Below are 1,707 nucleotides of genomic sequence, written 5' to 3' on the forward strand. Positions count from 1 at the left end.
TTTCTGCATTCTGCATGAGAATCTCCACAGCGGGGTGACGTCTGTCCCTAAATATACATGAGTACCTGTAATTCTTAGGTTGTGTTCTTTTGCTATTTTAAATATTTCTGGGAGTTTAGATTCTAGAACACCAATTCGACTTTCTAACCCTGTGAAAATATTGTTTCTTGATTTTTCATCGATATTTAGTCGAATGCCAATTTCACCCCCAGGGTTCAGTTTTCCGTACAATTTAAGCTGATCGCGGGAGTCAATATTGATTTGTACGCCTTTCTCAATAATCAGCTTCATTGTAGGCTCACAAATACCGGTGCTCGCAAAAATAATCCGATTTGGACTAAACCCACAATCAAGTGAAAGTTGCATGTGCTTTCGTGAATTTACGAAAATACCAAAACCATTTAACTCCAACATCTTTAACAGTGTGGGATTATCGTTTGCCATTGAAGCAAAATGAATTCCGATATGAGGATATGAAATTGACTTGAATAGGCTGATGTTTTTTTGGATCATTGATTCATCGTAGAAGTAGAAGGACGAGTCACCCAAATTGGATCTTTCTGTTATAAGTTTTTTTATTGACATTTTTTTTCTAAGTTACAACTCAATAAAAAATAAAAACCTAATAGACAGTAATGATCCTACCTAGGATACAATCAGCCTTCAACCCCTACCTGAATCGGTGACTTCGCGTCCCGGTTATCTATCCGAAAAGCTAGGGCAAAAACATGATCAATCCTTGAACAGCAATGCTGGCCAGAAACCTGTAGATTATTGTTGCCAGGGATGGTAATCACGCTTTGATGATTGAGACTATGGTTACACTGGGTCAACAAGGTAGCAAGGTAACAAGGTAACGCTAAACGCCTTGAGGTGACTGACGACAATGGCGTCAAACACTGGTGTCGCTGTGCTAATAGCGTTCCTCTGAACAAGACTGGGCCGGTTGAAATCCTCAATGTGCTTGATTGCGTCGAAACGGACAAGAAAGGTAAGCGCTACATCTGGGGTTGGATAACCGATATCCCGTTAACCGAAGAAACCATGCTCCCCGTATCCGAAGGGGGAAGATGTCGCTTGTACATAAAAAATGAAATCTTTTATATCCTGAAGAACCAAGGTTATGAACTTGAACACAACTATGATCACGGTGTGCAGCATCTGGCAACCAAACTGCCTTACCTGACGTTCCTGGTGGATCAGGTTCAGCAGCTGTGTTGTCTAGTCTTTCAGGAAGCCCTGAAACTATGGGCGCGTGGAACACGCACCTATGGTCACACCCCATGAATAACTCTAAAGCTGCTGCCTCCGTCGACCTGCAACTGCAAAACCAGCAGTTGTAGTCGGCGTTGGATACTGCGCTTCAGGAACTATCTTCTGCTAAACAGCAACTCAACTGGTTTAAACGGCAACTGTTCGGTGAAAAGTCTGAAAAGCGTTTTACCATCGACAATCCAGATCAGATGGATCTGGGCGAAATCTTCAAAACCCCGTCTGATGTCCCACCACCTGAAACCGGTAAACGGTCAAACAACGAAGAGACTTCCCCTACTTGTCCAGAGGCGTTTTTAACGGATTTTTCCCAAAGCGCTATTTCCAATTCCGGGGAATCAGTTCATCTATTTGTCGTGCGGTGTGGGAAATCCATACAGAGGAAGAAAAGGATCATTCTGGGATTTTTTCTAGCTGAGGATACCGCCTATGTAT

General features: G+C 42.7%; 3 protein-coding genes. 2 read left to right on the plus strand and 1 reads right to left on the minus strand.

Annotated elements, in window-relative coordinates; genetic code table 11:
- On the minus strand, positions 1 to 585 hold a 585-nt coding region (locus tag KDK18_RS01545; protein ID WP_257252693.1), incomplete at its 3' end, for a hypothetical protein.
- A gap of 288 nt (positions 586 to 873) precedes the next feature.
- Between KDK18_RS01545 and KDK18_RS01550 the strand changes: the two genes are divergently transcribed.
- Positions 874 to 1,287, plus strand: coding sequence for a hypothetical protein (locus KDK18_RS01550; RefSeq protein ID WP_257252694.1), 414 nt, complete (start codon positions 874 to 876; stop codon positions 1,285 to 1,287).
- A 62-nt stretch (positions 1,288 to 1,349) separates the two neighbouring features.
- A partial coding sequence (locus tag KDK18_RS14595; protein WP_373691135.1) for a transposase occupies positions 1,350 to 1,707 on the plus strand: 358 nt, incomplete at its 3' end.

The sequence above is a fragment of the Endozoicomonas sp. SESOKO3 genome, from assembly GCF_024606255.1.